A 24,302-nucleotide genomic window follows, 5' to 3' on the forward strand; every position below is an offset into this window, starting at 1 on the left:
GCTGTCACCTGTTGTTTATATTAGGGGTGTGAGTAGGTCTTTGCCCAGATTGTGCCAAGGTAGTCCATTAATGAGAGCGTTGAATTGTTCTTGGTTGATAGTCAGTCCTGTTTGAGCAGATGCTAAGTTAAGCTGTTTACCAAGTCCGTGAAATTTGCTGTCATCAAGCTGACGGGTACATAGCCAAACTCCCAGTCCGTCATGTACTAGCACTTTTAGCCGTGTGCCTGTTTTGTTGTAAAACAGGTAGGCACAGTGCGGCTTGATGCCTTGGTGGTGTTTGATGATGTGGGCAATGAGTTTGTTGCTACCACTTCGCATGTCCATGGCTGTAGTCGATAGCCAGATTTGGGTGATTTGTATCATTGTAAGCCCCGCAGTAGTTCAATAAGACTACGGGTGTCGATTTGTTCGATGCTAAGTCTAATCGGTGAGGTGTCTCGTGTGGGTATTTGGAGCTGAACGCTTTGAATGGTGGCTATTGCTAGTGATGCTGAGTTGAAGCTCTGCTGTGAGTCTAACGTAATGGGAATAAAATTTGACGGAGTGCTAGGCTCGTGAGTAATAGCAGGTAAGGTATTCTCGGGTGCTTGTATTATCTTGGCTCGATTTTGCCGTTTCCAGTTATGCAATAGGTTTTGGTTGATGCCATTGTCTCTGGCTATACTCGCTATCGACCGCCCTGAGCTTATTGCTTCTTGCACAAGAAATTCTTTGAATTCGTCGCTGTAGTTCTTACGTTTGGGTTTTTTTAGTGTGTCTTGTATCATCTTCGTGTCCACGATTGTTTAATCATGGACACTATCTCTAATTTCTTATGTGTGGAAAAGATGGGATGGTCGGATGCTTACGATTGGTTTCGATATTTGAGCTGGCTAATGGTTGAGATAAGGTTGCTGCGATTTTCTCGTCTCTGACAGATTTTATCCATTTCTGTAGTAAATTTGGGTTGATGCCGTGTCCTTGAGCTAGGCTAGCAATCGAGCGTTTGCCTGTTAAGGCTTGTTCTACGAGATAGGCCTTGAGTTCTTTGCTGTATGTCCGTCGTTTTGGTTTGGTTGTGTTTGTCTGTGCCATTTTAGTGCCCACTTAAAAATAAGTGGGCACTATCTCGTATTTTTTAGAATGGTGGTAGATGGGATGGTCGGATGCTTACGATCCAATAATTGTTTCCCTTCAGATGTTTAAACCCGGGCATAACCGATGAAACCCATGGTGTAATTCTCACGATAAAAGATAATTAACCCATCTTATCATATTTAGATAACTATGGCTTTATCATGAAATAAATGGAATAAAAAAGCGCCGAATTGGCGCTGATTTACAAACTCACGAAAAACAATAGGTTGTCGGGATTATCAAGCAAATTTATAGTAGTTTAATACTTAACAGAGTTTATGCATTGATTCCATGATTTGATAGACGGTAATGGATTTTCAATGAGAATCGCTACAATTAACATAGTCTAGATGATGTAAAATTTTTGGCTTAGGCTAAGTACATTTAGTTTACCCTTCTCTTCTATCAAATATTACCGTATGCGTTTCTCTATGAAATTCTATACCTATCTGATGAATGATACGACTGGGTGTTGTGTATTTGTCAGCATAACGCTTCTGTTGTATTTGAGCTAAGGCAGTTCCTTGTGGTTGATCGTTTTTACCATTCACGACTTTAAATTCAAAAATGTAAACGTGGTCTCCAACGATGAGTGTCATGTCGATATTACCAAGACTTGTTGCGTCTTCTGTGATAGTTTGAAAGCCTAAACTGGCAAACAGTGCGTAGAAGACGCTGGCCCAATAGCCTTCGTAATTGGCAATCGGATTATTTCTGTGCCAGTTATGGGGAATGCTACTAAAAAATGCTTGGATAATGCTTTCAATGCCATCAAGATTATGCTGAACAATCGCTTCGTAAAGTTCACTTTGTTTGAGTAACATATCATCTTTGGCATGGGCGATGTATTTTAATAGCAGTGATTCCGATAAGCTTTGTTGTACTTCAATGTTAGGAAATTTTAGGGTATAACGTACACTGGGTTTTAACAGCATTTTATCAATGGTGAGATAACCCGTTTGAAATAGTAAGGCGATGATACTGATATCGCTTATTTCAAATTGTGAGAGGTTTTGACTATCAATAAGTCTACCAATCAGTTGATGGATATGGATGTTTTCATTTAATAGTTTATCCATTAAGAAGGTTGCATTACCTGTTTCTACCCAGTAGTTTTTATAGAGCCTTTGTGGGTTACTTAAAAACAGTAAGACGTCAAATGGGTTATAGACTGCTTCACCTGTCCAATTATAGCCGTTATACCATTTTTTTAACTCTTCAAGATCCACTTTATCTAATTCTACAGCGAATACGTTTTCAAGCTCAGATTGGGTGTAACCACAAAGCGCTGAGAATCTTTCATCTAAGGTAACATCGTATAGATTATTTAAACCTGAAAATAGATTGATTTTACTAAATTTAGAAACGCCTGTGAGCATGGCAAATTGTATATGGGCATCTTGACCTTTAATCACGGAATAAAAATCCCTTAATTGATTACGGACAATAATAGATTTTTCTGAATTCTGCAAACTGTCTAAAATCGGCTTATCGTATTCATCTATCAATATGACAACTTTTTGCCCTGTTGTTTCATGGCAATGCTGAATGAGTGCTTGAAACCTACCACTAATCGTTTTTAAGCTATTAGTAATACGCCATCTTTCTTCTAAAGCCGTTAAAATGTCCGATAAAGCAAGAGATAAGTCATCGTAACCTTCTATACCGCCATCAAAGCTAATGCGAATAACAGGATAGGATTGCTCCCATTGCCAGTGATGTTCAGCATATAATCCAGTGAATAGCGCCTTGTTACCTGCAAATATTTCAGCAATAGTATCAAGGGTCAGGCTTTTGCCAAACCGTCTAGGTCTTGATAAAAAAATATATTTACTAGTATTAATTAGTTCAATAATTTTGGCCGTTTTATCGACGTAATAATAGTTACCTTGTCTTAGTTCGGCTAAATTTTGGATGCCGATAGGAAATTGTTTTTTTACCATTTATTAGATCCCCACTAAGAATCACAAGATAATTTCAATAACTTAATAAACTTATTTCCCAAGAGTAACTTATGTAAGTTATGCATAAAAAGTAAGTTATAACATTTACTAATAGATATAAGTTATTTAAGTTATTTAAGTTATTTAAGTTATTTAAGTTATTTAAGTTATTTAACTTTCTTCATTTTTTGTTGCGAGAACTGCTAAATTTAATTGTTCTTCTGAAAGAAAGCTTAGCTGCTGAATCGCTGTTTTGACAATTATCGAACGATTAGCACGAGCGACCCTACTTTTTACAAGTAATTCATCGATTTGATCACTCACTTCTTGGGTAAGTGAAAAAGTTTGGCGAATATATTTAGCCTTCGATTCTTTTTGTAGCGAATGGGTATTCGCCCCACCAATAAAACTATCGACAGAGATATCAGCATTATAACCTTTTTTCTTTAAATCACTTAAACCCATTATACTTCTCCTAAAAACTCTTCGGCAATCGCTACAATTTCTGCGCTAGCCTTGCCATCTGTATCACCTTTGGCTTCAAATACTGTAAATCCATTTTCATCAGCGTCATCATAAATATTACGATTACTGGTGAAATTTTGAAGAGCTGGAATATTAAAGGATTCACAAGCATCTTTAGCATCGGTGATACGCTGGAATTGACTGGGCAAAGTTGGACATTGTGTCATGACGGCTTTTGCTTTTAAATTAGGATTGATGGCTTTTGCCATTTTCACCAGATTTTCCATGTGTGCCAGTGTTTTTAAATCCCGACGTTTAGGTCTAAAAGGCAACAACATATGGGTTGCAACAGTCATAGCAGAACGTAAGGCTTCAGAATCTTGACCACCTGCATCAATGACAATATCTTGATAACGCTTTGACAAATCAATTAGTGTCTGTCTAATATTACCTGAGCATTGCACTGATGGGAGTGTTTTAGAAATTTGGTTTTGCTCCCGCTCTTTTACCCAGTCAGTCGTTGTACCCTGCGGGTCAGCATCTAACAATAAGATGTCTCGATTTCTATTCTGCAAATAAACTGCAATATTTTGAGCTAAGCAGCTCTTGCCTGAACCACCTTTTTCACCGCCAATTAAGATTATCATAAGTTACACCTTTTATTTAAGTTATTAAAGTTACATAACCATTTTAACAGATTTAAGTTACGTAAGTTAATTAATTTATTCAAAATTTTATCATATATAATTTATTGATTTAAATTAATTTTTCACATAGATGTAATATTATTTAATGAAATTACTTACGCAAGTTACTTATTAGCATTAACTTATGTAATAAATTATATGATTAAATAGGACGTATTTCTACCAACTTCTTTCTAATATTTCTTGAATATTTTTAAATTTTTTAACACTAGTAGGGTCTTTTAGTAAGACACGCCAACTATTAAAAACTTCATCATAACTTCTACTATCATTGCTTGCGAGTAAACTACTATTAGCATCTAGAAACTCCTTTTTAAATTTGGCCAATTTATTAATTTGACCATCTGATAGTCCTTTTATTTGCCATGATAGTGCTAGAGGATTTTTTTTCTCTGACTCAAGCATATCAATTGTCTTACCAACAGGTTGCGCAGTTTTTTTAGCTTGAGCTTTTAATTTGAATTTTAGCTCAAGATGAGTGAATTTTTTTCCCGTTTTTACAAGTTTATATTCAACATTAATTTTAGTTTTTTCATTAATTTCATTGACTGCAGTTTCAATAACTCGTACTTTCAAATCTTTGGTTGCAGGGTATTTGTCACCAAGATCAAGAAACTCTCTTAAATCTTCAATTGTGATTTTTCGAAACCCTGTATCTTTAAATTGCATGAGTAATTCAAAGAATCTAATACTATACGAGCTACTAAGCCCTGCAATATCTTGTTTTAAATATTGGGTAAAATTAGCTGATAAATTGCTCAAATAGGGCAAAATTGATTTACTAAATCTAAGAACCACAAAATGCTGATTATTAGGCATTTTAGTTGGTTGTAATCCTAAACTTTGAGCAAGTTTAATCATACCTTCGCCAGTTCCAACTCCCATATCCTGTACCCAGCGAGTTTTTAGTACATCGTCACCTACTTTTAATACAATAGAACGTTCATACAAACGTTCAGCCGCTTCACGCATTTCTCTATATGCAGTTTTAGGATGCACACCCATTTCAATAAAATCGCTGACTTCGACGGTATAGACCTCTTCATCTTGAACTTCCACACCTTTAGGTATTTGAGAAATTGCAGAGAGAATCAAGCGTTGTTCATTTGCAGTTAAGTGATAACTGGCAGTAATAACTACATTAGATTTCACAATTAGATCATTACTCATGGCAAAATTCCAATAATTAATAGGACACAAAATATCATAGTCCCATTAAAGTAGTCAATCCGTCCCATTAAAGTAGTCAATCCGTCCCATTAAAGTAGTCAATCCGTCCTATTAAAGTAGTCAATCCGTCCTATTTACGTCCTCCAAAACCGGGCTACATCAGGCATACAGATGGTCTACAAACCTTTAAAAACTATAAAAACCTAAAAAAGAAATTTTTTGTTTTTAAAATTTTATATATTTAAACGTTGAAATTCCTGTAAGTGGAATAGCCAAGCAGCAAGATTGGCAGATGAATCGAGAGTTTTTAAGCCCCAGCTATACCACCAAGCTATCAGATCTACTCAAAGTGCATTAGTGCGAGTTTGCTAACGGCTGTTAATAAATCCATGTTAAAAGAGAAACCCTGATGTGTGCCAACTTTCAACCCATTAGCGCTACGCAAGCGCCGTTATTTACCAATCAACAGCTCAGCTTTGCCGTCAAACAGGATATTTACTCAGGCTATAAAGCCCCCTTGCTATTTGCTAACCTCTTATCAAATACGAGGGGTGATCCTGCCGAGTGGCACTCAGCCATGTTTGGAATGGTGCCTAAATGGGCGAAAGATACTGCTATTGCCAAATACACCTACAATGCCCGTAGTCAAACGGTCATGGATAAACCAAGCTTTAAACGCGCTTGGTATAACAACCAGTTTGCGCTCATTCCGGTGCAAACCATCTTTGAACCCAAATATATCGATGGTAAAGGTTAACATTATGGCATTGAACGCGAGGATGGTGAGCCCTTTACCGTAGCCGCTTTATATGAGATCGTTAAGGTAGGGGAGCAAATCGTTCGCTCCATGACCATGCTGACCATCAATGCCGATAATCATCCTTTCATGTCACAATTTCACAAGCCTGAAGATGAAAAACGCTCGATTGTAGTGATTGAACCTGAGCATCGCCAGGATTGGCTCAATATGCATCATGAGGACGCGTTTGAGCTACTTAAACCGATGGGTGCTGGGTATGTAGCAGAACATCGGCCAAAGCCGAAAAAACTGCTTAAAACGGCGCAAATGGATGTGTTTAATGGCTAGGGTAGCGGTTATATGACTGACTTACACCCATGATTGATTAATTTAATGACTTCAACCCCAATGACAGCAGACACTCAAGCCCAAATCGATGCCATCTTTAACCAAGTTGCCCAGTACAACCAACGGCACGATACCAGCAAACCCTTGTTCTTTGATACCGAAACCACCGGTGGCGGCAGGGAGGATCAAATCATTGAAATTGCGTTTTGTGATAGTGACCGAAATGTGATTATCGATACGCTGATCTATACCGATAGACCGTCTAGCCCAGGCGCATTTAAGGAGCATGGGATTTATCCTCATGAGCTGATAGGTAAACCTACCTTTATTGATATTCAACCGGCGATTTTACAATTGCTCAAAGGACGCACCTTGTATGCCTATAACGCAAACTTTGATATTCGTATGATGCGCCAATCGGGTCATAAACTTCCCTTGCAGCAAGTTGAGGTTAAATGCTTGTGCAAGCAGTTTACTGATTTTATCGGTCAGTACTCACCGTATTTTAAAGCCAATCGTTATTTTAGCCTAAGCAATCAATTTAGCAATGTGGTTAAAATCAATACTGAGACCAAGCAGCCATTATCGCCTCAACAGAAAACTGATTATGTTAATAGCCGTCCACAGAGTTTGGGCTGGTATAATGAGCTCAAAGATGAAGTTAAAACGCTGCCAAAAGAGCGCAAAAATGATAACGTACCAAGATTTAGAATGAGATAATGTGAGACAAGAAAGATTGGTATTTAACATAATCAAAGATGGGCGAAGTTAAATTGAATTAAGTTCTAAGTCTAAAATGTTCATAAAAACATTCAAAAATTTGTTTATTTCCTTTATTTGTGTTTTTATGGTCAGCACATAAAAACTTTAACCTATTCAATAAATTAGGAAAATTATGGCAACGACTTTTCATATAGCAGGTGTCAACGGTAGCATTGACGGCAATGGCGAACAAACTTTGGTGATGATACATGGTTGGCCCGATACCCAAGCACTGTGGCAAAACCAAGTGGCTTTCTTTAAAAATGACTATCGTTGCGTCACCTTTACGCTGCCTCTATTTGATGAGCCACAGGCTCGCCCCAAGGTGTTTTCATTAGAAGACATTATTGATACCATTCGTCAAGTGATTGACTATGTCAGCCCTGACAAGCCGGTGATATTGATGGTACACGATTGGGGTGCTATTTATGGCTATCAATATGTGGTACGTTATCCAAAGAAAGTCAGCCGCTTAATTGGCATTGATGTGGGTGATGCCTATAGTGAAGAGTTTAATGCTAGTTTAACGGTTAAAGATAAGCTGGTGATTGCAGGCTATCAGCTGCCATTAGTGATTGGTTTTCGTTTAAATGGTAGCATTGGTAATAAAATAGCCAGAACAGTAGGCAAAGTCCTAGGAGCACCTGCGGCATCTCAGGCGATCCATGCGAATATGGGCTACCCTTATTATGTGGCGTGGACAAAGGCAAAGGGCGGTTTTAAAAACTTACAATCGATTAACTTTACCTGTCCTTACCTGTTCGTCTATGGCACACAAAAACCTACCATGTTTCACTCTGAAGCTTGGCTTGTTAAAATCACGCAGCAACCTAACAATCAGGTGAGCGGGTTTAAGACATCACATTGGGTTACTGTCGATAAGCCCACACTGTTTAACCATACAGTATTAACATGGCTGCAAAGACTTGACTGATATATGCTGAAGAAAACGGAGGAATTTACAAGGTTATTTTTCATTAGAATACTTAATAATATTGAAAATGGAGTAGGCAACTAATTGATTTTAAAAATATTATTTTAAAATAACAAGTATTAGGCAAGTTGAGTTTGAAGATGAATCAGTTAACAATAGTGCTGTCGTAATAGGATAAAATATAATTCCTTGAATGTAAAACAAGCCAGTCATTACGCTAAGTAAAACTGCACCGAGGCTTAAGATGTATTAACAAACCCAAAGTTTAGTAGTCAAAACATTAAACGCAATTCATTTTACCTTGAAAAATCAGCGTTTGTCTGATTAGCTAAAAACTCTTATAGTGACGCTTCAAGTTTTTTAACAAAAGCGAATCAACTATGAGCCAAATATTTGCGCAGGCAACCCCACGAACCCAAGCGCCATACCGTAACGATGTAGTAGGGTCATTTTTACGCACTGACGCGCTAAAAAATGCCAAAACCGAATTGCAAACTGGCAAAATCAACCAAGCCGCATTTGACAAAATCCTAAAAGACGAAATTCAAAATCTTGTGAATCTACAAAAACGCCATGGGCTGCACGCTGTGACCGATGGTGAATTTAGCCGTGTGTGGTGGCATTTAGATTTTTTAGCGGGGCTAGATGGCATTGAGATGATTAGCCTTGAAAAATTTCCTGTTGCGTTTAAGGGTGCGAAACCTAAGGGTAACACCATTGCCATTGTGGGTAAAATCGATTTTAGTGACGACCATCCCTTTGTCAACGCCTATCAACTTTTAAAGGATTGTGCAGGTAATTATCCAACAAAATTCACCATCCCATCACCCAGTATGCTGCACTTATTGGCTTGTATACGTGATGAAAATTACCAGCCGATTGACCTTTACCAAGAAGAAAGCCAGCTATTTGATGACATTGCTAACGCATACATTAAAGCGTTAAACAAATTTTATGCATTAGGTCTACGTAATTTACAACTTGATGACACAAGTTGGGGGCAGTTTTGCTCGCTCGATAAACGGGCGGAATTTGAGGCTCGTGGTATTGATTTGGATAAAGTTGCTAAAAATTATGTGATGGTACTCAATCGTATTGTAGATGCCAAACCTGATGATATGCAAATTACCATGCATATTTGTCGTGGTAATTTTCGTTCAACTTGGTTCTCTGAAGGTGGTTATGCGCCTATTGCTGAGGTGTTGTTTGGTACCTGCAGAGTAGATGGTTTTTTCTTAGAATATGATAGTGAACGCGCGGGAGATTTTGCACCGTTACAACATATCAAAAATCAGCAAGTTGTACTAGGTCTAGTTACGTCAAAAACAGGCGACTTGGAAGACAAAAACGTTATTATTGAGCGGATTAAAGAAGCAGCCCAGTTTGTAGATATTAACCAGTTATGTATAAGCCCCCAATGTGGTTTTGCCTCAACCGAAGAAGGTAATATTTTGACTGAAGAAGCTCAATGGGCAAAACTCGATTTAATTAAAGAGATTGCCGATGAGGTATGGGGTAACTAGTGACCTCTGCTGTCAACAATGGAGAAAAAAACTTGGTAGATTGATGTTATTTTATTTGACTTTGACGATGGATTCAGCTTTGAATGTTTAACTGTATTCTTTTCTTAGTCACGATAAACTTCTGTTTAGTATTCTAGGTTACCAAATATTTTCTTCCGTTTTTTTCAGCATGCATCAATCAGATTTAGTTATGCCTACCAAACTTTAAATTAATTGAGTAGAACGCATTGCTTTACACAACAATACTTTATACTTTCCTATTGTCATGTTTAAATAAAACCGCTTAAAAACAATCTGATAATAAAAAAGGTACTTAACCTATGATAATGAATAAAAACGTGAATAATAAATGGCATGCTGACCCATTTTTTCAACAAGCCACCCACACAAGACAGATGTCTCAAGGTCAAGCTCAGCTACCTATTAAGTACTTTGATGCGTCAAGCCTGATTGCTTTTTTTATGGTGGATTATGACAAAGCAGTCAGTGTATTGGACAATCCAACGTTAAAGGTGGCTAAGCTTATAGGCAATAAAGCGTTATTTAGTCTAGCTTTCTATGATTATCGTGAATTAACTGATGGCGAGCCTTATCACGAAGTTGCATCAAGTATGCTTGTCTATCCTGCAGACCAAGACACACCTGCTCATCCATTGATGGAAATGACATTACCACCAGATCGACGCAATACCGGTATGTGGATTTGTGATTTACCGGTAACCACTGAAGCTGCGTGTCGTGCAGGTAAAGAATTATGGGGCTACCCGAAATTCGTCACCGATATTGATTTTAATTTAAACGATAAGGATTTTAGTAGTTCTGTCAAACATCCAGAGAATCCTCAAACATCCATCTTGTCATTATCAGGTACGATTGGCGTCTCAGTTACCGCACCTTGGGCAGACTTAGTTTTATATTCAATGTTAAATGATGCGTTAATAAGGGCAACCGCAGATACACGGACATTAAATGGCGCTAAAATTGCCACTAAAGGTAATCTTAAGCTAAGTGTTGATTTAACAAACAGTCACCCCATGGCACAAAGACTCAATAACCTTGATTTAAATGGTGCGACGCCTTTTTCAGTCACCTTTACTGATAGCTTGCAATTGCGTTTAAATGAAGGCGTAATTTTTGATTGATAATTCGAACTTCAAAAACCTGCTTACAGGGGTCACCACAGAAAACGGAACAATAGCACGTTCAGGAATTTTGTCGGGTTTTATCCCCTTTTAAGACAAATACTTACTGACTTTGAGTATTGTTAAATCAATCTAGATCCCATCAGGTCGCTATATGTAAAGCGTATCACCAGATCGCAAAGCTTGAAGGCAGTTTTCTAGTTGAGGACGTTTATCTTTTACTGAGAAAATTTGCTCTTGAAAGATTTTTTCACAAACACAGTTGGTTAATGCGTCGAGTGATAAATCAAGGTGTTGGTCAAGCGTTGATGTGCGAGCATAGCCGATTTTCATAAGTGCCTTTGCGAATGTTTATAAAGCAAAATATAAGGCTTTATTGTAAGATATTTAATAGATGAGTTGTTATACAAAAAATCGCTAGAATAGCTATTTAAAAACTGTGAAAGTAAAATGTCTATTAAACCCTGGTTTTTTAGACACTCCGTAAGCCCCCGACCATCCCACCTATTTCACCGTAAACTAAAGCGAGATAATGTCCATGATTTTCAGTAAATGGACATTAAAATGGCAACCAACAAACCCAGACGCAAGACCTACAGGGACGAATTCAAAGAATTTCTAGTCCAAGAAGCGATAAGCTCAGGACGGTCTATTGCCAGCATAGCCAGAGACAACGGCATCAACCGAGGGCGTTCAAAACTCTGTGTCAAGTGAATTAAAGATTAATCACATCATCTAATCGACCAGGGAAATGGATAGACAACTGCATCATCGTTTGCCCCCAATTATTGATTGGCATCGTCCATTTCTCTGACGCATTTAACATACCAACATACAGTAATTTAAGCAAGCTAGTTTCATTTGGGAACGCTCCCTTAGTCTTGGTCAACTTACGAAATTGGCGATGCACTGCTGGGGCGGCGTTGGTCGTATAGATTGGCTTTCTCACAGCGTCAGGATACTTAAAATAAGCAGACAGTAAATGCCATTTGTCTCGCCAAGAAGCAATCACAGCAGGGTATTTACTGCCCCAAAGCCTATCAAGTTCATCAAGGGCTAACTCAGCAGATTCCTTATTCACTGCCTTATAGACAGGCTTTAAATCCCGCATAAAGGCTTTTTGGTCACGACTTGCCACATAGCGAATACTGTTACGGATTTGATGAATCACACACAGTTGCACCTCAGTATTAGGGAATATGGCTTGAATGGCTTCAGGGAAGCCTTTAAGCCCATCGACACAGGCAATCAGAATATCCTGTACGCCACGATTGTGTAAATCAGTGAGCACAGACAACCAATAATTGGCTCCTTCGCTCTCGGAGCAGTACAAACCAATGAGTTCTTTACGACCTTCGGTATTGAGTGCTAACAGCGTGTAAACCGCTTTATTGACATAGCGTCCTTCTTCTTTGACTTTGTAGTGAATGGCATCGAGCCAGACAAATGGATAAACGCTATCGAGTGGTCTTGATTGCCATGCTTTAAGCTGTGGTATCAGTTGGTCAGTAATACTGCTGATGGTGGCTTCTGAGACCTCAAGCTGATAAATCTCAGCAATGTGGTCTTTGATAGCCGTATAGCTCATGCCATGCGAGAATAGCTACAGGATACGATTGTCAATTTCAGGGGTAAGCTTAGTTTGATGCTTTTTAACCAGTCACTCAGGCATAGCCTTCGTCTTGCGCTCGGGCGAAGCGATGCTTCGCTATTTCCTCGCTCAGGTTCAAATTCCCCATTACGGTCACGTGGCGTTTCAAGCTCAAAGCTACCAATGGCTGATTTGACGGTCTTTTTGCTGTAGCCGTTACGGCGATTGCTACTGGGACTTTGTTCAAGGTAGCTGTCTATCTCAGCGGATAGTGCCGCTTCGGTGAGTTGCTTTATGAGCGGGGCAAGCACCCCATCACTGCCTGTAATGGGTTTGCCTGATTGAATGGCTTTTAGGGCTTCGTTAAAGTCAAAGTTTTGCATGGTGTCATTCCTGTTTTTCTTAACAGTTTATGGGAATGACACAGTTTTTTGAACACTACCCCCTTCCGAGATAATGAGGATTAAAAAGACTTAAAACTCGACAAAATTCCTTAGCATACTATTTTTTCCGAATTCTGTTCTAACCCCTTCTTGAGCGATTTTTAGTTGTTTTTTAAGGTCTTTAATTTTATCGAAGGCAGCTATGAGTTCAGGACTATAATTTTGTATGCCTGTAAGCGTACCACTTTCAGCTTTTCTGTGCCAGTTTGCTAGTGTGTTCATAAGAATGCCAAGTTCTTTAGTCGTTTGGCTGATGTTGCCGTTATTTTCTTTGATTTTAGCGATGGCTTCAGCTTTGAAGGTGTCGCTGTATTCTACTCTTTTCTTACTCATGGTAAACTCCTGTTTAGGTTATTAGTTTACCAAATATTTTTGTCTGTTTTTTTCAGCATACATCAATATTATATCTGAAATGGAAAACTTGCTTTTCCAATTCGTAAATACTTAAATTATTGAATAAGCCCGTTGACTATGAAAATATTGATATACAAGATATTCAAACAGTAAAAGGGCTAATTATGATGGCACAAACCCTATATGAAAAAATTTTATCATCTCACATTATCAAAGAGCTCGGGGATGATCATGTTCTATTGTATATTGACCGCTCTATTTTAAATGAATATACCAGTCCACAAGCATTCACGGGGTTAAGAGAAAAAAACCGAGCTGTTCGCCATCCTAAAAACTTTCTGCTCAATATCGATCATGTGAATCCTACTAAACCTGTACGAGATAAAGTCATGCGCGATGCTAGTGGGCAAAAACAAGTTGATTATTTTAGACAAAATGCTGCTGACTTTAACATCGAACTATTTGATGTCTTAGATGTCAGACAAGGCATAGAGCATGTGGTCGCACCGGAGCAAGGACTTGTAATGCCGGGGATGGTGATTGCCGCAGGCGACAGTCATACCACGACTTACGGTGCCTTTGGGGCATTAGGATTTGGCATAGGTACGTCTGAAATAGAGCATTTATTGGCGACACAAACCCTGATATATCGTTGTTTAAAAACCATGATGGTGACCGTAACAGGCGAATTGGCTTTTGGCTGTACTGCCAAGGATATCGTCATGGCTTTGATTAAACAAATCGGTGCATCCGGTGCGACGGGTTATGCTATTGAATTTACTGGCGATACTATACGCAATCTTAGCATTGAGGGGCGAATGACCCTATGCAATATGGCGGTCGAAGCGGGTGCTCGAGGTGCAATCATTGCCCCTGACAACAAAGTATTTAGCTATATTAAAGATAAACCACAAATGCCGACAGGAAAATTATGGGATCAAGCTGTTGCCCATTGGCAACAGCTTGCAAGTGATGCTGATGCCAAGTATGACAAAACCATTGAACTAAATTGCCAATCTCTTGAACCCAAAGTCACTTGGGGTATCAGTCCAGACCAAGCCTTGTCAATCAATGAGCAAATTCCTGATCCACAGCATGAGACTGAGGCTGTCAAGCGTTTAGCAATGCAAAAGGCGCTAGCTTATATGGATTTAAAGCCAAATACACCCCTGCGAACTATTAAAATCACGCATGCTTTTATTGGGTCTTGTACCAATGGACGGATTGAAGATTTAAGATCAGCTGCATCTATATTAAAAGATAGAAAAATTGCCCCGCATGTCAGAGGGATGGTTGTGCCGGGTTCGACCCAAGTGCGTCTGCAAGCGGAGCGAGAGGGCTTAGCTGACATCTTTATGAAAGCTGGCTTTGAATGGCGACAGTCAGGCTGCTCAATGTGTTTAGCCATGAATGAAGATGTGTTAGCGCCGGGTGATCGTTGTGCATCAAGTACCAACCGTAATTTTCCAGGACGACAAGGGGCAGGGGCTAGAACTCATTTGATGAGCCCTGCCATGGTGGCTGCCGCTGCTATTGCAGGACATCTAGAAGACGTGCGTATTTTTATGTGGATGGAAGAATCTTATGCAAACATTTAATCGATTGACAGGTATTATTGCCCCCTTACTTGAATCAAATATTGATACCGATGTTATTATGCCCAAACAGTTTTTAAAGGGCATTGATCGTCAAGGATTGGACAAAGGTGTGTTTTATGACCGCAGATTTCTAACTGATGGACGTATGAATCCCTGCTTTATCTTAAATCAGCCCGAATACCAGCCAGCTACTTTTTTAGTGGTTGGTAAGAATTTTGGGTGTGGCTCAAGCCGTGAACATGCCGTATGGGGGTTACAGCAATTAGGCATTCGAGCATTATTTGGAACGACGTTTGCAGGGATTTTTGATGATAATTGTTTGCGAAATGGGATTTTAACCGTAAGCTTGGATCCAACTACTTTGGATAAATTAACCCACATTGCCAACAATCCTAATAAAAACCAAATTACGGTTTCATTAGAATCGTGTGAAATCCAAACCTGCGAGGATAGTTTGTTATTTGAGATAAGTCAGGTTAAAAAGAATATGTTAATGAGTGGCGAAGACCTTATAAACTGGACCTTAACTGATTTATCCAGCATTGAGCAGTTTGAACACCAGCATTATATGGCTAACCCTTGGCTAAAACGTGTTTAGGCTGATTGACTAATTTTAAGTGAGCAAACTGTGACAATTCAACAAGTTGATACTCCTTCATTGGTGAAGGGCTTTACCGAATATGATGCCCATTTGTCTAATGGGATTACGCTGCGTTTCGCTGCTGCCGGTCAAGGTGAGACACTAGTGTTATTACATGGACACCCGCAAAATCACGCAACTTGGCATAAAGTCGCCCCGATATTAGCCAAGCAGTATTACGTTATCCTACCAGATATTCGAGGTTATGGTGATAGTGACAGACCGCCCAGTGATAATACGCATCGAGCGTATTCAAAAAGGGTTATGGCGCACGATATCATTTTACTAATGGATGAGCTGCAAATTACCAATTTTTACTTTGTCGGGCATGACCGTGGTGCTAGAGTCGGGCATCGGCTAGCTCTAGATTACCCGAGCCAATTGACCAAAGCGGTGTTCTTAGATATTGCTCCCACCGCTACTATGTATGCGATGACAAATAAAGAATTCGCCACTCGTTACTTTTGGTGGTTTTTCTTGATCCAGCCACAGCCGCTACCTGAAAAGCTAATTGGGGCAGACCCTGAGTTTTTCTTAAGAAAACATATTGATGGGCAGTTGAAAACACCCAATGCTTTATCGGATGAGATTTTCAAAGATTATTTACGTTGTTATGAAAATCCAAAGATGATTCATGCCGTTTGTGAAGATTATCGAGCGGCAGCAACTATTGATTTATCAGATGATGATAGTGACCAAGACAAGTTAATTCAATGTCCCTTATTAGTACTGTGGGGTAGTAAAGGTACTGTGGGTCAACTGTATGATGTATTAGCAATCTGGCAGCAAAAGGCAGTCAATGTGGAAGGAATGGCTTTAGATTGTGGCCATTCACCTCAAGAAGAAATTGCCGATGAGTTTTTGCTACACTTACAGAAATTTTTGCAACAAAACTAAATCAAATGTCAACTAGCTTACTCAATCAATCTTTTCTTACGTCCAATTTACCCTACACCGAGCTACCTTGGCCCAATGCCAATGATTTGTATATATTTATCAGTGTAGTCAGACACGGCAGTTTCTCGCAAGCTGCCCGAGAGTAATCGCCGAATTCTATGTGCGTCCCCCAGTTATATCGCTCAATACGCTTCGCCTAATTCTATCAATGAGCTGGCATCTCATCACTGTTTAGTGATTCAAGAAAGGAATCAAGCCATTGGCAATTGGTTACTGACTAATGGTAGTGAGCAAATTAATGTGCCTGTGAGTTATCAATATACCACTAACAGTGGCAATATTGCGTTAGACTGGGCCTTACAAGGCAAGGGTGTCTTACTGCGGTCGCAGTGGCATGTCCAACCTTACTTAACGTCAGAACAACTCGTTCAATTATTGCCCGAGTGGTATCAACCCGCAGATATTTGGGCAGTATTTACTCAACGACCATCGAACTCTGCCAAACTAAATTTGTTAGTTAATTTTTTAGCAGATTATTTAGAGAAGAACTTAAATAAACTATCTTAAAGCAGATAGCAATATTCATTGATGACTATCAATAACAACACTTGTTAATATTTAGAAGATAGTCAGTAACTATTTGATTTTAAAAAATTATTTAACATAAAATAAATTGTGCGATGTTAAATTTTGTTCATCTGCCTGATCATCTAAAAGCTTATAATAAAGCTTTTATTTATGGTAGATACTGAAATATCTGCCAATACTACCAATTTGAAAATTAACGGCGATTTGCCCAAAAATCTTTTTGCAGTGACACAACCGCTTCATTAAGTTCGTCAAATGGACCAATAAGTTCAATAGCCTTCTGACCGTGGTCAAAGATATATTGAGCAGGCACACTCATGGTGGGATTCTCGTGATGTGAGCCAGTACACTCGAGAAGCTTTTCTTCGGACACGCCATACACGACTTTGCCAATATTTGCCCAATAAATAGTTCCTGCACACATACAGCAAGGTTCGACTGCGGTATATAATGTGCAATTCCAAAGATAATCAGGGGTAAAGTTGCTAGCAGCAACACGGGCAAGCGTAGACTCGGCATGATTTACCGAGTCTATATTGCATTGCGTTAACAATACTGTCTTATTATCAGGAGCAACTAACACCGCACCAAATGGGTGATTGCCAAGCTCAATCGCACGTTTACCTATCTCATTGGAGAGATGTAAAAAATGCAAATGTTGCTGTTTTTCATGCTCGTTCATAGGCGGTGTCCTCTGCAGAATTGATTAAGGCAATACTTTTACTTGGTCAATAAACTTGGTGGTGTAAAATGAATCTTTGGGTGCTTTTGTACCATCTACCAGTTTGAGTGAGGTTGCCATTTGCCAAATATCATTCATGCGTTGCTCTGAGATAGTGCCAATCCCTTTGGTCGCCGCATCACCGCCAAACACAAAGCCATTTTTCTTCATTTGTTCAACCCCATAGTCGATTTGTCCTTGGGTCATTTGCGGATTTAGCTTAAAGATAGTTTGGTTGGCTTTGGTGCCGTCTTTAAAGTAGTTTTTCCAACCCTGCATTGTCGCTTCAAGGAAGGCTTTGACATCATCAGGTCGGCTATCAATCACGTCTTGTCGGCAGACGATAACCGCACCATAAGCAGGATAACCGTAATCGCTCAACAAAAAGACGTTGGGCTTAGCCCCTGCTTGTTGTATGGCATAAGGTTCTGATGAGATATAACCTTGTTGTACGATATTTTTATCATTCATAAATGGCTGAATGCTAAAGGTATAAGGTTTGACGGCATTGTCATTCAAGTTATATTTGGCTTTGAGCCAAGGGTACCACTCTGTCATCTGAGCACTACTGACCAATAGCGTTTTGCCTTTAATTTGGTCGATTGATTTAACATCATCGTGGGCGATAAGCACGTTTGGTGTTTTTTGGAAGCTGGCTGCCACCTCTCTGATTTTCATGCCTTGGCTGATTGCGTTCAAGGTGGATAAATCATAGCCAATGATACATTCGGCTTTGTTAGCGGCAAGTAGTTGGTAATTGTTGATTTGTGGACCGCCCATGCCGATGGTGACATCAAGTCCTTTTTCTTTGTACAGATTATCGGCCTGTGCTTGATAAAAGCCACCATGTTCAGCTTCAGCAAACCAATCGGTTAAAAATCTAAAAGGTTTTAATGGTTTGTTGCTGCCTTGTTCCGTTTTTTGCTCAGTTTTTTGTTCAGCAGGTTTATCTGTGGTGGCTTGTTCTGCCGCAGGTTTTGAGCAAGCAACAAGGTTTAGGCTACTAAGTACTATAGCCACAGATAACAAATTCATTGATTTAGACATAACGCTTCCCCTTTTAGGTTAGTTTGACTTAAGTTGTTAAATTATTGGGTTGTTAAAAAAATAAGCATTTATACGGCTTGATAAGCTTGGTCATATCGCCACAACAAATGCTCCCCTGCGGTACAACATTGGTAATGGGGCTGTTCACCTTTTTCTATTACGCTCTCAATAGGTTCGATTTGTGCCAAAAAGTCTGGCTCATAAAAAAATGCCATTGAATAACGTGAATTATTTTGTGATAGATTATTGATAACTCGGTGAGGATTAGAGTAATAACGGTCATTCGTCCAACGTGGAATCATATCACCGAGATTAATAATAAAGCTACCTTCAACAGGCGGTGCAGCGACCCATTCACCCGATGGCATTTTGACTTCAAGTCCACCCCACTGGTCTTGAGCCAAGATAGTCAATGCACCCCAATCGGTATGCTCACCGACACCGAATTTGTTTTCATCGGCGTCTTTTGGATGTGGCGGATACTTTAACAAACGTAGCGAAATCATCGGTGATTGAAAAAACGGCTCAAAGTAATGTTTATCAAGATTTAGTGACATTGCCAATAATTGCATAATGACCTCGGCTAATTGCTCTAAGGCAGCAATGTACGCTTGGCAGGTTGGCTCAGTGTCGGGTAGCTCAGTCGGCCATTGACTGGGGATAAACGTATGGTACTTTGCCAACACATAGGGATGGTCAGCTGGGTAGTTTTTGCCACAATAAAATCCTTCTTTCAAATCTGCTTTGGCATTGATATCTGAGCGTTGTTGATTAATTTTATCAAAGCCTCGAAACCCCTCATTAATTGCATATTTTTCTTTGATAGGTTCTGGTAAATCCATCAGATTTTTTGCCACCGTAAATTGTTTTTGTAGCAACTCTGTGGAGATACCATGATTAATCACATAAAAAAATCCAGAGGACATTGAGACGTGTTTAATCGCTTCAATAATTTGTGGTAATGCGTCACAATCTTCTAACCGCTCTAACGTATTGATATGATGAAGGTCGATAATTGGAATGCTCATTATTTTCTCCTATGATTCATCAACGACTTTGGCAGATACTATTTATCATTTAAGCTACAGCAACGTGTTTATTCAGCGTTTTTACCGCTTGTTGCACCTCATAACTCAATGCCTGCAAATCTACATTCGGCACTTGGTCACCCTCAACCGCAGTTTTGCCATTGATTAGTAAGTTTTTTAGATGGGCTCGACCTGCACACGCCACAGGTCCAATTGCCATATCGTGCAACCCAAAATACCGTGGGTCATCAAGTTGATAGATAGCGATATCGGCGGTTTTGCCAATTTCAATACTACCCAAATCGGTAAGTCCCAACACGTTTGCCCCACCTAGTGTCCCCCATCGAATCACATCTTCAACGGTGGCAGCGGCTGCACCACCCTCAAACGTGCCACCTTCATATTTGGGTGTGGCAAGCATGCCTTTACGAGCTCGCTGTAGCAACCACGCCGCATGTGCTTCAGATTGCATATCTGCTGCTTCATTTGAGGCTGCCCCATCCACTCCTATCGAGATTCTAACCCCTGCTTGCTCCAATGCCACAATATCAGCAATGCCACTACCCAGTCGGCAGTTGCTTTGTGGGCAATGAGCAATGCCTGTTTTGCTGTCGCCCAATAATTTGATTTCTTCGGGTAGCAATTTCACCAAATGTGCTATCCACACATCTTCACCCAACCAATCTTGCTCTGCACAAAATTGCACTGGAGTCATCCCAAACTTGGCTTTGGCACTGTCAAGATAGTCCACGGTTTCTGATAAATGGGTATGTAGATAAATCCCCAATTCACGGGCGATTCTGGCACTTTCTTTAATCTCTGTTGATGGCATAGAGTGCAAAGCGGTGGTCGGTGCCATCACGATACGTTGAGAGGCGTTTGGAGTATCTTGATGGTAGGCTTTGACCAAACGTTCGACATCCGCCATATAACTGTCGAATTTCTCCGCTCGCAAGGCTTGCGGTAATTCTGCTTCTAAGCCACGAGTCTGTGTCGCACCGCCTCGGCATAGCACAAACCGCATACCAAGAGCATTGGCTTCTTCAAACAAAATCTCTGCCCCATCAAACGGCATATCAGGCCAATACAAATAGTGATGGTCTGCTACTGTGGCACATCCCGACCTTAGTAGTTCAATTAAGCCAACTTTGACCGCCAACCGAAATAAATTGGCATCAAATGACCCACGAAAACGGTAAGGCGTTGCTGCAAGCCAAGGTGTTAAGGTTTGATTTAACCCTTGTGGTTCGCCTTTTAACAATGATTGGAAAAGATGGTGATGGGTATTAACCCAAGCGGGATACACCACACAGTCTTTGGCATCGATGACATGATTGGCTTGTGCGACAAGATTTTTACCAATGTTGGTGATTCTGCCGTCCTCGATTAGTATGTCGGTGGCATTGGTTCTGGCTGCTGTCCCTGCCAAACCTGTCATGATATGGCTGGCATTTTTTATAAGTACAGTTTCGGATTGAGCTTGTATCATTTGTTTAACCTTTAAATTTAATATGAATTCTTGTTATACCATTTCGCTTTCGTGCCATTTTTTCAAAAACAGATTACTTATCATTGACATAGCAACAAATAGTGTTAGTCCTGCACAAGTAATCAAAAATAAAGCAGCAAACATCAGTGGTAAGTTTAATTGGAAGCCCGCTTGTAAAATCTGATAAGCCAATCCTGCACTCGTACCGCCTGTCCCTGCAACAAACTCAGCGACCACCGCACCAATCAATGCCAAACCGCACGAAATACGTAATCCACTAAAAAAGTATGGCAAGGCGTTAGGAATACGTAATTTGGTTAGCACTTGCCAACGGTTGGCTTTATTGACTTTAAACAAATTAATCAAGCCTGAACTGACACTTCTGAGTCCCAAAGTGGTATTGGTCAAAATAGGGAAAATCGCCACCAACATCGCACAGATAACTAACGCCAATGTGGTATTTGGCACCCAAATAATAATCAAAGGTGCGATTGCCACAATGGGGGTGACTTGAAACAAAATGGCGTACGGCATAAAACACGCTTCAATAATGCGACTTTGCACGAACAAGAACGACACGCTGACTCCAATGACAATCGCCATCAAAAATGCCAACAGTGTAATCTTGAGCGTAATTAACAAACTATTCAATAACATGCCTGCATTGCTGTAAAGTGCAGTAGCGATATCACTAGGCTTGGGAACCAAGAACACAGGGACATTCATGGCTCGAAAACAAATCTCCCATAGCAGCAATAATACAATCCCAACCATAACAGGGGCTAAAATTTGAAGACCGTTTTTGCGTTCAAGTAATGGCTTACTCATGAGAACCTCCTGTATGACTGGCTTCTAGCAGACTTGACAAGTGTGCACATTGTTTGATAAAGCTTTCGGAGGTGCGAAATTTTTCATCTCTAAATTCGGGGGCTTCAACGGGTATATCAGCGATAATTCGACTAGGACGAGCCGCCATCACAATTACACGAGTCGATAAAAACACAGCCTCATAAATGCTATGGGTGACAAATACAATGGTCAGATTTTTTTCTGCCCACAATGTACGAATATCGCTATCGAGTTTTTGACGGGTAAATTCATCTAATGCACCAAAGGGCTCATCCATTAATAGTAAATTAGGCTCCATCACCAATGCACGAGCTAACGATGACCGCATTTGCATACCACCTGATAACTCTCTGGGATAAGACTTTTCAAAACCCTTTAGACCAACAGATGCCAATGCTTGATTGACCTTTTCTGTCGAGACATTTTTGGGGATATTTTTTAAATCTAAGGGCAGTCGCACATTATCGGCAATGGTTGCCCAAGGCATTAAGGTTGGCTCTTGAAACACCATGCCCATATTGCACTGTGATTGCATATCCCGTTTACCATTCCAGCGAATCTGCCCTGCCGAAGGTTGCTCCAAATCGGCGAACATTTTTAGCAAGGTGCTTTTGCCACACCCGGATGGTCCGATTAATGAGACAATCTCGCCATGTTCAATATTTAGGTTGAGGCATTGTAGTGCATGGGTACCATTGGTATAGGTCTTATCTACGCCCATTGCCATCAACATCGGATGCGAGGTATTAACATCGGTTAGGTTATCTACATTGATTGCAGCATTCATGAAGGATTCCTTATCGAACTACTAGACGTGTTAGCGAAAAATTAAGGTTTTGCAGTACCTTGATTCACATAGTCTAAAGTAAATGCTTTTTGCCAAGGAGCTTGTTCGCTCAATAGTTTGGTTTGAACCATCATGTCACGTGTCGCTTTCCATCTCGCTTCTGTCATGACACCAATCCCTTTAGTTTTGGCATCACCCCCTCCAACGAGCTCTAACGATTTCATTTGGTCAATGCCAAAGGCAATCATCTCATCGGTCATTTGTGGGTTTTCTTTCTTGATAATGGCGTTGGCAGGGGCAGGGTCTTTGAGATAACTTGCCCAGCCCTCAGCAGTTGCAGCGACAAAGCGTTTTAGTACATCGGATTTGGTGGCGATTACATCATCACGGGTAACCAAAGTACCGCCATATGCTGGGTAACCATATTTGGCAAATAAAAAGAATTTGCTATTAGGGTCGGCTTTTTTGGCAGGCAATACCTCCGAGGTTGCATAAGATTGTTGTGCGGTATTTTTATCCGCCAAAAATGGCTGTAAGTTAAAGGTATAAGGACGGGTTTGTCCGTCATTTAAGTTGTATTTGGCTTTTAACCAAGGCCACCAACTGGTTTGACCACTGCTCGCCACCAAAATCGTCTTGCCTTTTAAACCTTCCAAAGAGTCAACATCGCCATGCGTGATAATACCTTGAGGGTCGTACTGAAACGCTGTGGCAATCGCTTTCACAGGTAAGTCTTGCTCAACCGCTTTTAACACTTGTAAATCGTAATTGACAATCACATCAGCTTTTTTGGAGAGCAACAGGGTCATGCCATTGATTTGTGGACCACCTTGACTAATCTCGACATCCAGGCCGTATTTTTTGTAGATACCTGTGGCAATCGCTTGGTAATACCCGCCTTGTTCGGGTTCGGCGTACCAAGAGGTGGTAAGCAGCAGTTTGTCTAAGGTTTTATTTTGCTGTGTGTCTTTGACGGCTGAGCCATTGCTTGCATTAGTAGCAGTAGCTGGTGTATCTTTTGAGCAACCAACCATCATGGTTGATACTAATATACAAACCGATAAGCATTTGATTGAAAAGCGTTTTGGTAAATACGTTGTATTAAACATTAGAGACCCCACAAGTATATTTGAATCAATACGTTGGGGAGTATACGAAATGCACTACAGACGTATCTTACTCCCCAATATCTTTTTCTGGGAACAGCACTGGCTTTAGAGCAATGTCCCGTGTGATGGTGTTTTCGTATCCAATACACTGACCGCTTATACTCTTAAATTATGACTAGCAATATGTGTGCCAATAGTAACTATTTATCAAAACCCTTTGTTCTTTATTAATAATTAAACAAGTCAAAACAGTGAGCCTTTCAATACAATACAATAAATTATATAAACTATTGAAATAAAATAATTTTA

Annotated in this window: 26 protein-coding genes and 3 pseudogenes; 12 read left to right on the forward strand and 17 right to left on the reverse strand. The window is 40.0% G+C overall.

Going from position 1 to position 24,302, the window contains the following annotated elements:
* Positions 1-15: 15 nt before the first annotated feature.
* The 7 genes from tnpB to ACAM37_RS11445 all read right to left on the reverse strand — a co-directional run bounded on the left by tnpB (position 16) and on the right by ACAM37_RS11445 (position 5,404).
* Positions 16-366: an IS66 family insertion sequence element accessory protein TnpB gene (tnpB, locus tag ACAM37_RS11415; RefSeq protein WP_050326030.1), complete on the reverse strand. Its 351-nt coding sequence runs from the start codon at positions 364-366 to the stop codon at positions 16-18.
* Positions 363-770, reverse strand: coding sequence for a transposase (locus ACAM37_RS11420; RefSeq protein ID WP_050326029.1), 408 nt, complete (start codon positions 768-770; stop codon positions 363-365). Before ACAM37_RS11420 ends, tnpB begins: the two co-directional genes overlap by 4 nt.
* Positions 771-807: 37 nt before the next feature.
* On the reverse strand, positions 808-1,077 hold the full coding sequence (locus ACAM37_RS11425) for a transposase (RefSeq protein ID WP_369626904.1): 270 nt from the start codon (positions 1,075-1,077) through the stop codon (positions 808-810).
* A gap of 431 nt (positions 1,078-1,508) precedes the next feature.
* The gene (locus ACAM37_RS11430; protein WP_219332449.1) at positions 1,509-3,062 is read right to left on the reverse strand and encodes an ATP-binding protein; all 1,554 of its coding nucleotides are present in this window, start codon (positions 3,060-3,062) and stop codon (positions 1,509-1,511) included.
* 171 nt (positions 3,063-3,233) lie between these two features.
* Complete coding sequence (locus tag ACAM37_RS11435) at positions 3,234-3,527, reverse strand: hypothetical protein (RefSeq protein ID WP_060995181.1); 294 nt, start codon at positions 3,525-3,527, stop codon at positions 3,234-3,236.
* Positions 3,527-4,174 (reverse strand): AAA family ATPase, encoded by a 648-nt coding sequence (locus ACAM37_RS11440; protein WP_060995182.1) that lies wholly within the window; start codon positions 4,172-4,174, stop codon positions 3,527-3,529. Before ACAM37_RS11440 ends, ACAM37_RS11435 begins: the two co-directional genes overlap by 1 nt.
* Before the next feature lie 219 nt (positions 4,175-4,393).
* On the reverse strand, positions 4,394-5,404 hold the full coding sequence (locus ACAM37_RS11445) for a replication initiation protein (RefSeq protein WP_062335255.1): 1,011 nt from the start codon (positions 5,402-5,404) through the stop codon (positions 4,394-4,396).
* A 292-nt stretch (positions 5,405-5,696) separates the two neighbouring features.
* On the opposite strand from ACAM37_RS11445, the gene ACAM37_RS11450 reads away from it, so the two are divergent.
* From ACAM37_RS11450 to ACAM37_RS11475, 6 genes and pseudogenes are all read left to right on the forward strand, one after another.
* A complete protein-coding gene (locus tag ACAM37_RS11450; RefSeq protein ID WP_083106310.1) occupies positions 5,697-5,762 on the forward strand; it encodes a DUF4113 domain-containing protein in 66 nt (21 codons plus the stop codon).
* 51 nt (positions 5,763-5,813) lie between these two features.
* Positions 5,814-6,491 (forward strand): annotated as a pseudogene (locus ACAM37_RS11455) (SOS response-associated peptidase family protein).
* Between the two features lie 45 nt (positions 6,492-6,536).
* Complete coding sequence (locus ACAM37_RS11460; RefSeq protein ID WP_099808712.1) at positions 6,537-7,211, forward strand: 3'-5' exonuclease; 675 nt, start codon at positions 6,537-6,539, stop codon at positions 7,209-7,211.
* Positions 7,212-7,386: 175 nt separating this feature from the next.
* Entirely contained in the window at positions 7,387-8,187 is an 801-nt protein-coding gene (locus tag ACAM37_RS11465; RefSeq protein WP_369626889.1) for an alpha/beta fold hydrolase, read from the forward strand.
* Between the two features lie 380 nt (positions 8,188-8,567).
* A complete protein-coding gene (locus ACAM37_RS11470; protein WP_369626890.1) occupies positions 8,568-9,710 on the forward strand; it encodes a 5-methyltetrahydropteroyltriglutamate--homocysteine S-methyltransferase in 1,143 nt (380 codons plus the stop codon).
* A gap of 320 nt (positions 9,711-10,030) precedes the next feature.
* Positions 10,031-10,852, forward strand: a complete 822-nt coding sequence (locus ACAM37_RS11475; protein ID WP_369626891.1) for an acetoacetate decarboxylase family protein — start codon at positions 10,031-10,033, stop codon at positions 10,850-10,852.
* Positions 10,853-11,002: 150 nt separating this feature from the next.
* Here the strand turns inward: ACAM37_RS11475 and ACAM37_RS11480 are convergent, their stop codons facing one another.
* Positions 11,003-11,185 (reverse strand): recombinase family protein, encoded by a 183-nt coding sequence (locus ACAM37_RS11480; protein ID WP_095356955.1) that lies wholly within the window; start codon positions 11,183-11,185, stop codon positions 11,003-11,005.
* 231 nt (positions 11,186-11,416) lie between these two features.
* Here ACAM37_RS11480 and ACAM37_RS11485 point away from each other — a divergent pair, with 231 nt between their 5' ends.
* Entirely contained in the window at positions 11,417-11,566 is a 150-nt protein-coding gene (locus ACAM37_RS11485; RefSeq protein ID WP_179286606.1) for a transposase, read from the forward strand.
* A 1-nt stretch (position 11,567) separates the two neighbouring features.
* Here the strand turns inward: ACAM37_RS11485 and ACAM37_RS11490 are convergent.
* Positions 11,568-12,826 (reverse strand): annotated as a pseudogene (locus ACAM37_RS11490) (IS256 family transposase).
* A gap of 147 nt (positions 12,827-12,973) precedes the next feature.
* A pseudogene (locus ACAM37_RS11495) lies at positions 12,974-13,219 on the reverse strand (transposase); the annotation flags it as partial.
* A 185-nt stretch (positions 13,220-13,404) separates the two neighbouring features.
* Between ACAM37_RS11495 and leuC the strand changes: the two are divergent.
* The 5 genes from leuC to ACAM37_RS11520 are packed head-to-tail and all read left to right on the forward strand — an operon-like array spanning position 13,405 to position 16,942.
* Positions 13,405-14,838 (forward strand): 3-isopropylmalate dehydratase large subunit, encoded by a 1,434-nt coding sequence (gene leuC / locus ACAM37_RS11500; protein ID WP_095356964.1) that lies wholly within the window; start codon positions 13,405-13,407, stop codon positions 14,836-14,838.
* On the forward strand, positions 14,825-15,436 hold the full coding sequence (gene leuD, locus ACAM37_RS11505; RefSeq protein ID WP_095356963.1) for a 3-isopropylmalate dehydratase small subunit: 612 nt from the start codon (positions 14,825-14,827) through the stop codon (positions 15,434-15,436). The genes leuC and leuD overlap by 14 nt, the downstream gene beginning before the upstream one ends.
* A gap of 30 nt (positions 15,437-15,466) precedes the next feature.
* On the forward strand, positions 15,467-16,375 hold the full coding sequence (locus ACAM37_RS11510; protein WP_095356962.1) for an alpha/beta fold hydrolase: 909 nt from the start codon (positions 15,467-15,469) through the stop codon (positions 16,373-16,375).
* Between the two features lie 5 nt (positions 16,376-16,380).
* Positions 16,381-16,521 (forward strand): helix-turn-helix domain-containing protein, encoded by a 141-nt coding sequence (locus ACAM37_RS11515; protein WP_143822855.1) that lies wholly within the window; start codon positions 16,381-16,383, stop codon positions 16,519-16,521.
* Between the two features lie 31 nt (positions 16,522-16,552).
* Positions 16,553-16,942 carry a LysR substrate-binding domain-containing protein gene (locus ACAM37_RS11520; RefSeq protein WP_239743905.1) on the forward strand — a complete coding sequence of 130 codons (390 nt, stop codon included), beginning with the start codon at positions 16,553-16,555 and terminating at the stop codon, positions 16,940-16,942.
* 214 nt (positions 16,943-17,156) lie between these two features.
* Here the strand turns inward: ACAM37_RS11520 and ACAM37_RS11525 are convergent, their stop codons facing one another.
* The 7 genes from ACAM37_RS11525 to ACAM37_RS11555 all read right to left on the reverse strand — a co-directional run bounded on the left by ACAM37_RS11525 (position 17,157) and on the right by ACAM37_RS11555 (position 23,921).
* Positions 17,157-17,645 (reverse strand): nucleoside deaminase, encoded by a 489-nt coding sequence (locus tag ACAM37_RS11525; RefSeq protein ID WP_101965059.1) that lies wholly within the window; start codon positions 17,643-17,645, stop codon positions 17,157-17,159.
* 24 nt (positions 17,646-17,669) lie between these two features.
* Complete coding sequence (locus ACAM37_RS11530) at positions 17,670-18,731, reverse strand: ABC transporter substrate-binding protein (RefSeq protein ID WP_369626892.1); 1,062 nt, start codon at positions 18,729-18,731, stop codon at positions 17,670-17,672.
* A 68-nt stretch (positions 18,732-18,799) separates the two neighbouring features.
* Positions 18,800-19,759, reverse strand: coding sequence for an isopenicillin N synthase family dioxygenase (locus ACAM37_RS11535; RefSeq protein WP_101965057.1), 960 nt, complete (start codon positions 19,757-19,759; stop codon positions 18,800-18,802).
* A gap of 49 nt (positions 19,760-19,808) precedes the next feature.
* Positions 19,809-21,248, reverse strand: coding sequence for an amidohydrolase family protein (locus ACAM37_RS11540; protein WP_369626893.1), 1,440 nt, complete (start codon positions 21,246-21,248; stop codon positions 19,809-19,811).
* 33 nt (positions 21,249-21,281) lie between these two features.
* Positions 21,282-22,076, reverse strand: a complete 795-nt coding sequence (locus ACAM37_RS11545) for an ABC transporter permease (protein ID WP_369626894.1) — start codon at positions 22,074-22,076, stop codon at positions 21,282-21,284.
* Positions 22,069-22,884 carry an ABC transporter ATP-binding protein gene (locus tag ACAM37_RS11550; RefSeq protein ID WP_369626895.1) on the reverse strand — a complete coding sequence of 272 codons (816 nt, stop codon included), beginning with the start codon at positions 22,882-22,884 and terminating at the stop codon, positions 22,069-22,071. The genes ACAM37_RS11545 and ACAM37_RS11550 overlap by 8 nt, the downstream gene beginning before the upstream one ends.
* 41 nt (positions 22,885-22,925) lie before the next feature.
* Positions 22,926-23,921 carry an ABC transporter substrate-binding protein gene (locus ACAM37_RS11555; RefSeq protein WP_369626896.1) on the reverse strand — a complete coding sequence of 332 codons (996 nt, stop codon included), beginning with the start codon at positions 23,919-23,921 and terminating at the stop codon, positions 22,926-22,928.
* Positions 23,922-24,302: the final 381 nt, after the last annotated feature.

Source organism: Moraxella sp. K23, from assembly GCF_041154765.1.
GTDB classification, from domain to species: domain Bacteria; phylum Pseudomonadota; class Gammaproteobacteria; order Pseudomonadales; family Moraxellaceae; genus Faucicola; species Faucicola tetraodonis.

What these genes read in the sequence shown, in the direction of transcription:
- tnpB (WP_050326030.1), bottom strand. Translation starts at nt 366, where the DNA reads ATGATACAAATCACCCAAATCTGGCTATCGACTACAGCCATGGACATG.
- ACAM37_RS11420 (WP_050326029.1), bottom strand. Translation starts at nt 770, where the DNA reads ATGATACAAGACACACTAAAAAAACCCAAACGTAAGAACTACAGCGAC.
- ACAM37_RS11425 (WP_369626904.1), bottom strand. Translation starts at nt 1,077, where the DNA reads ATGGCACAGACAAACACAACCAAACCAAAACGACGGACATACAGCAAA.
- ACAM37_RS11430 (WP_219332449.1), bottom strand. Translation starts at nt 3,062, where the DNA reads ATGGTAAAAAAACAATTTCCTATCGGCATCCAAAATTTAGCCGAACTA.
- ACAM37_RS11435 (WP_060995181.1), bottom strand. Translation starts at nt 3,527, where the DNA reads ATGGGTTTAAGTGATTTAAAGAAAAAAGGTTATAATGCTGATATCTCT.
- ACAM37_RS11440 (WP_060995182.1), bottom strand. Translation starts at nt 4,174, where the DNA reads ATGATAATCTTAATTGGCGGTGAAAAAGGTGGTTCAGGCAAGAGCTGC.
- ACAM37_RS11445 (WP_062335255.1), bottom strand. Translation starts at nt 5,404, where the DNA reads ATGAGTAATGATCTAATTGTGAAATCTAATGTAGTTATTACTGCCAGT.
- ACAM37_RS11460 (WP_099808712.1), top strand. Translation starts at nt 6,537, where the DNA reads ATGACTTCAACCCCAATGACAGCAGACACTCAAGCCCAAATCGATGCC.
- ACAM37_RS11465 (WP_369626889.1), top strand. Translation starts at nt 7,387, where the DNA reads ATGGCAACGACTTTTCATATAGCAGGTGTCAACGGTAGCATTGACGGC.
- ACAM37_RS11470 (WP_369626890.1), top strand. Translation starts at nt 8,568, where the DNA reads ATGAGCCAAATATTTGCGCAGGCAACCCCACGAACCCAAGCGCCATAC.
- ACAM37_RS11475 (WP_369626891.1), top strand. Translation starts at nt 10,031, where the DNA reads ATGATAATGAATAAAAACGTGAATAATAAATGGCATGCTGACCCATTT.
- ACAM37_RS11480 (WP_095356955.1), bottom strand. Translation starts at nt 11,185, where the DNA reads ATGAAAATCGGCTATGCTCGCACATCAACGCTTGACCAACACCTTGAT.
- ACAM37_RS11485 (WP_179286606.1), top strand. Translation starts at nt 11,417, where the DNA reads ATGGCAACCAACAAACCCAGACGCAAGACCTACAGGGACGAATTCAAA.
- leuC (WP_095356964.1), top strand. Translation starts at nt 13,405, where the DNA reads ATGATGGCACAAACCCTATATGAAAAAATTTTATCATCTCACATTATC.
- leuD (WP_095356963.1), top strand. Translation starts at nt 14,825, where the DNA reads ATGCAAACATTTAATCGATTGACAGGTATTATTGCCCCCTTACTTGAA.
- ACAM37_RS11515 (WP_143822855.1), top strand. Translation starts at nt 16,381, where the DNA reads ATGTCAACTAGCTTACTCAATCAATCTTTTCTTACGTCCAATTTACCC.
- ACAM37_RS11525 (WP_101965059.1), bottom strand. Translation starts at nt 17,645, where the DNA reads ATGAACGAGCATGAAAAACAGCAACATTTGCATTTTTTACATCTCTCC.
- ACAM37_RS11530 (WP_369626892.1), bottom strand. Translation starts at nt 18,731, where the DNA reads ATGTCTAAATCAATGAATTTGTTATCTGTGGCTATAGTACTTAGTAGC.
- ACAM37_RS11535 (WP_101965057.1), bottom strand. Translation starts at nt 19,759, where the DNA reads ATGAGCATTCCAATTATCGACCTTCATCATATCAATACGTTAGAGCGG.
- ACAM37_RS11540 (WP_369626893.1), bottom strand. Translation starts at nt 21,248, where the DNA reads ATGATACAAGCTCAATCCGAAACTGTACTTATAAAAAATGCCAGCCAT.
- ACAM37_RS11545 (WP_369626894.1), bottom strand. Translation starts at nt 22,076, where the DNA reads ATGAGTAAGCCATTACTTGAACGCAAAAACGGTCTTCAAATTTTAGCC.
- ACAM37_RS11550 (WP_369626895.1), bottom strand. Translation starts at nt 22,884, where the DNA reads ATGAATGCTGCAATCAATGTAGATAACCTAACCGATGTTAATACCTCG.
- ACAM37_RS11555 (WP_369626896.1), bottom strand. Translation starts at nt 23,921, where the DNA reads ATGATGGTTGGTTGCTCAAAAGATACACCAGCTACTGCTACTAATGCA.